At 65.6% G+C, this 4,813-nt stretch carries 4 protein-coding genes and 2 pseudogenes; 3 read left to right on the top strand and 3 right to left on the bottom strand.

Annotated elements, in window-relative coordinates:
- A pseudogene (locus Q0R27_RS03910) lies at nucleotides 1-585 on the bottom strand (AcrB/AcrD/AcrF family protein); the annotation flags it as partial.
- A 111-nt stretch (nucleotides 586-696) separates the two neighbouring features.
- Between Q0R27_RS03910 and Q0R27_RS03905 the strand changes: the two are divergent.
- The 3 genes from Q0R27_RS03905 to Q0R27_RS03895 are packed head-to-tail and all read left to right on the top strand — an operon-like array spanning nucleotide 697 to nucleotide 2,860.
- On the top strand, nucleotides 697-1,128 hold the full coding sequence (locus Q0R27_RS03905; protein ID WP_293941101.1) for a GtrA family protein: 432 nt from the start codon (nucleotides 697-699) through the stop codon (nucleotides 1,126-1,128).
- Nucleotides 1,125-2,084: a glycosyltransferase family 2 protein gene (locus Q0R27_RS03900; protein ID WP_293941098.1), complete on the top strand. Its 960-nt coding sequence runs from the start codon at nucleotides 1,125-1,127 to the stop codon at nucleotides 2,082-2,084. The genes Q0R27_RS03905 and Q0R27_RS03900 overlap by 4 nt, the downstream gene beginning before the upstream one ends.
- Complete coding sequence (locus Q0R27_RS03895) at nucleotides 2,081-2,860, top strand: class I SAM-dependent methyltransferase (protein ID WP_293941095.1); 780 nt, start codon at nucleotides 2,081-2,083, stop codon at nucleotides 2,858-2,860. Before Q0R27_RS03900 ends, Q0R27_RS03895 begins: the two co-directional genes overlap by 4 nt.
- On the opposite strand, the gene Q0R27_RS03890 is transcribed toward Q0R27_RS03895, so the two are convergent.
- Nucleotides 2,844-4,403, bottom strand: a complete 1,560-nt coding sequence (locus Q0R27_RS03890) for a hypothetical protein (RefSeq protein WP_293941092.1) — start codon at nucleotides 4,401-4,403, stop codon at nucleotides 2,844-2,846. The genes Q0R27_RS03895 and Q0R27_RS03890 overlap by 17 nt on opposite strands.
- Before the next feature lie 37 nt (nucleotides 4,404-4,440).
- Nucleotides 4,441-4,813: pseudogene (locus tag Q0R27_RS03885) on the bottom strand (argininosuccinate synthase domain-containing protein); the annotation flags it as partial.

Below are 4,813 nucleotides of genomic sequence, written 5' to 3'. Positions count from 1 at the left end.
GGACGCGACCCCGGACAGCGCGATGTAGATGATCATCTCGAGCCCGATCGACAGCGAGATGGCGCTGGCGATCCCAAGCACGAACCCGCCGCGCGCGCGGCGCGGGTCGGCCATCCCGGCGCCGCCGATCGCGAGCAGGGCGAGTTGCCAGCCGTGGTGATCGACCCGCTCGGGCGTATACATGCCGAGTGTCGATCCGGCGAAGAACAGCGCGACGATAGCCAGCACATAGGCGGCGGGCGCGATCAGCCGGCGAGCGGTCAGCGACAAGGCGATCATCATCGGGAGAAGCGGGATCAGCGGCGCAACGGCCACCGCGGTGCGCTCGGCGTCCGCGCCGCCGATGAACGGTCGCAGCGCCAGGATCATCCCCGCGATCGGCAGGTCGACGATCCGCGACCAGTGGATATTGGCCCCGAACGGCGGGTTCATCTTGTACTGGCGCAGGTCGAACCAGTCCTGCCCGGCGATGAGCGCTCGGACCTGGCTCATCCGCATATTGTCGTCGGTATCGCCGAGCATGAAGCCCTGGATCTGACCGCGCGCGAAAAACAGCATGTAGGCCGACAGCCCCAGCCAGGCCACGACTACCACCCATCGCCAATGGCGATCCAACCAACCCAGAAACTTGTCCAAGCGCGCCTACCCCAGAAAATGCTTCCTTGCTCTAGCCGCTCAAGTCTAGAGAGCAAGGCAATGCGAACCTTGGCCACGCTGCTGCCGTCCTCGATCGAGCCCGAACGCCGCGAAATCCTCGCGCAGGCGATCCGCTATGCGATCGCCGGCGGGCTGATCACCGTGCTGGTCGCGGCGAGCTACTGGGCGGTTGCGACGCTGCTCCACGTCGACGCGAACCTCGCGCTGGCGCTCGTCTTCCTGTTCTTCTCGGGCGTGAGTTACGTCACCCACGGACGGTTCAGCTTCCAGGGCCACGGCGAGGGCGGCCGCCATCACGTCCGCGCCTTGCGCTTCCTGATCATCAACCTGCTTGGTTTTGCCCTCAACCAATTGTTCGTGTGGTTCTTCGTCAAGCACCTCCACGGCCCGACGTGGTGGCCGATCCCGGTGATCGTCGTGCTCACGCCGCTGGTGACCTTCTCGCTTCATCGCAAATGGGTCTACGCGTGAGCCCGGTCGAGCCCGCAGCCATCGAGCTGTCGATCATCGTCCCCGTGAAGGACGAGGAAGAGGCGGTCGGAGCGTTCGTCGAGCGGCTGACCAGGGTCATGGCGGCGATCGACGACCCCGCCGCGCGTTCCTACGAAATCTTGTTCGTTGACGATGGCAGCCATGACCGCACGCTCGCGACGATCGCCGCCGCCAATACGCTCGACTCCCGCATCCGCGCGGTGTCGCTGTCGCGCAATTTCGGCAAGGAGGCGGCGCTGTCGGCCGGGCTCGACCATGCTCGCGGCGCGGCAGTGGTGCCGATGGACGTCGACCTCCAGGACCCGCCCGAAGTGCTCGGCGACATGCTGCGCGAATGGCGCGCTGGCCACGACATCGTCTATGGGGTGCGCGACAACCGGGAAAGCGACAGCCTGCCCAAGCGGCTCACCGCCGATCTTTACTACCGCGCCCACAACTGGCTTAGCCAGGACAAGATCCCCGAACATGCCGGCGACTTCCGCCTGCTCGATCGCAAGGTGGTCGAGGTCATCCGCCGCCTGCCCGAGCGCAACCGCTTCATGAAGGGGCTGTTCGCGTGGGCCGGGTTCAAGCAGACTTCGGTCAGCTACCACCGCGAGCCGCGCACCGTCGGCACGACCAAGTTCCGCTACTGGAAGCTGTGGACGCTGGCGATCGACGGGATCACGTCGTCGTCGACGGTGCCGCTGCGCGTGTGGAGCTACCTCGGCGGCACGGTCGCGATCTTTGCGCTCGGCTATGCGGTGTTCATCGTCGTCCGAACACTGCTCTACGGCATCCAGACGCCGGGCTATGCGTCGCTGCTCGTCGCGATCCTGTTCCTCGGCGGGCTGCAATTGCTGTCGCTTGGCGTGCTCGGGGAATATGTCGGCCGGATCATGATTGAGACCAAGGGTCGGCCAATCTACGTCGTTCGAGAGAGGATTGGCGAATGAATGCGCCCGCCGCGAAATTGGCCCAGGAGGATGTTGCCTTCCAGCGCGGCCTCTACGAAGACGGCAACGCGACGCGCCGGAGCCTCCACCAATATCGCCGCGACTGGGTGCTCGATCAGGTCGCCCGGTTCAGCAAGTCGGGCGACGCGGTGCTCGAGGTCGGGGTCGGCTGTGGCGTGTTCACCGAGGCCCTGTCGCAAACCGGGCGCAAGGTCAGCGCGGTCGACATCAATCCCGCCTTCCTCGAGAATGTGCGCTTGCTCGACGCGGTCGAGACTCACTTGCTTGACGCGACCAATCCGCTCGGGCTCGGCCAGCATGATCTGGCAATCTGCTCCGAGGTGCTCGAGCATGTCCCGTCAGAACGCTCCGAAATGCTGCTTTCCGCGGTCGCCGGTTCGCTCCGGCCGGGCGGCACGTTCATCCTGACCACCCCGCAGCGCTACGCGACGGTGGAGATGATGGCCGGCCTGTTTCGATTCAAACCGGTGCTGGCGCTCGCCCGCATGGTTTACGGAAATGCCGAGCCGCTTGGTCATATCAACCTGCTGACCGCGGACGAGCTTGGTGGGCAGATCCGCCGCGCCGGGTTCGACGTGGTCGATACCAGCCGCTTTGGCTTCTACCTTCCGGTGATCGCCGAGTTCGGCGGCAACGGCGGCGCCGTGATGCTCAAATTGCTCGATCGCACCCTGGCCAAGGCGCCGTTCGCTCGCGGCCTGCTGTGGACCCAGGCGTGGGTGCTGCGCAAACCGGTAGTCAGCCCGCCGGCCTGATTCGATAGAGCATTGAATCCTTATCGCGGTAGAGCAATTGCCAGCCTGCGACGAGCGCCGGGTCGAACGGCGGCATGTCGACCATCCACGCATAGTCGAACTCATCGCGCGGGAAGGTCGACAGCGCGCGACTGAGCGGCCAATGCTCGCGCGTGGCGCACCTCGCCGGCAACACGAGCTGCGAGGGGTCGCCACCGAACCAGCCGAGCCGCGCCTGGTTGCGGACGACCAGGATCTGCGCGCCGGGAATGCGCCACTCGCTGTTAACCAGCGCGTCCTTGCGCACGATCGTCATTGCCCCGAGCTGGCTCTTGCGCGGCAGCGGCCAGTCCTCGCCGCACTTCCACGCGACGACGTATAGCACGCGAGAACCGGCCGGGAGATAATTGAGGGCGGTCAGCTCTCGCTGAATGTCATCCGAGGCACGAGCCAGGCTGATGGTGTTGCCGGCCAGGCGCATGACAAAGAATGCGAGGCCCATCATCGCTAGGACGCGCGCGGTGGGAATGTGGGTCGCCTCTTTAAAGCGGATTGCGAGGAGCGGGACCGCGATCATGAAAGGCACCAGCCGCATGTCCGCGAAAGCCGACCCGAACACGATCCGCGGCATCAGCACGAAGATCGCGGCAAGGACCAGGGTCGAGAAGGCAAGGTTGCGCGAAAAGCCGAGGCGGCGGCTAAAGATCGCGAAGCCTAGAACACAGGCGGTGAAGAGGACCGACAGGCGGTCATAAACGAACCAGCGGTCGCGCAGCGCGGTTTCGAGCCACAACTGCTTGGCGGTCCAGTCGAACCAGTCGGCGGTATGCCCGCTGCCCTGCGCCTCGTGCCGCCAGACGAGCAGGAGCAGCGCCGGCCCGGCAAGGCAGGCGGCGTGGAGGGTGGCCTTGAGGCCCGCCCGCCACCAGCTTCGGCCGGCATCGTGCTGCCGCACTGCTTCGGCCGAAAACGCCATGACCCCCAGCGCGCCCCAGCCAAAGGTATGGGCGATGAACACCACGAACGAGATCGGCACGAATAGTGCAGCGCGCAGCCTCGTCTTGCCGAGCCGCCCAAGCCGCAGCCACAGCCCGAACGCGAGGAAGGCGAAGGCCATCGACAAAGCGAAGTTGACGAAACCGAACAGGAACGGGTGGCCAAAGGCGAACGGTAGGGCGAACAGGGCGGTGGGCGGGATGCGGTTGTGCACCTCACGCGCGACCCACAGGAATCCCGCCACCGTCAGCGGCGGGATGCACAGCACGATCAGCTTGGTGGCGAACTCGAGTCCGAACAGCTTGGCCAAGGGGATGACGAGCAGGTCGACGCCCAGGTTCCCGACCAGCGCCCAGTGATAATCATAAAAGCGCCGGAGATTGGCCGAGTGTTCAAGCTCCATCTGGACTTGGAAACGCCCCATGTGACCCGGAAGGTCGACCAGCGGCGGAATCGGCGGATAAAGCAGGGGCACGAACGCGAGCAGGACCATAGCGACAACGAAGGCGCGCGTTTCCCACCATGGGCGGGTTGCGGTGTACGACGGCGGGGCGGCGGCGGTGATCAACCCAGATCGCGCCGTCCGAGGAGGCCCGAAGGCGGGATCATCGGTCCCGCCGGCCAAGCAGCCGCAGCCGCAATGCATTCAGCTTGATGAACCCTTCGGCATCGCGCTGGTCATAGGCGCCGGCGTCGTCTTCGAACGTCACGACCTTCTCGCTGTACAGGCTCATCGGCGAACGACGGCCGGTAATATGGGTGCCGCCCTTGTAGAGCTTCATCCTGACTTCGCCCTCGACGCGGGCCTGGCTGTGGTCGATCGCCGCCTGGAGCATCTCGCGCTCGGGGCTGAACCAGAAGCCGTTGTAAAGAAGCTCCGCATAGCGCGGCATAAGCTCGTCCTTGAGGTGCGCCGCGCCGCGGTCGAGGGTCAGCTGCTCGATCGCGCGGTGCGCGGCGTGGAGGATCGTCCCGCCC

This window comes from Sphingomonas sp. (assembly GCF_025362505.1).
GTDB lineage: Bacteria > Pseudomonadota > Alphaproteobacteria > Sphingomonadales > Sphingomonadaceae > Sphingomicrobium.
Note: the sequence above shows the minus strand (reverse complement) of the source record. Positions and strands in the feature narration are given on the sequence as shown.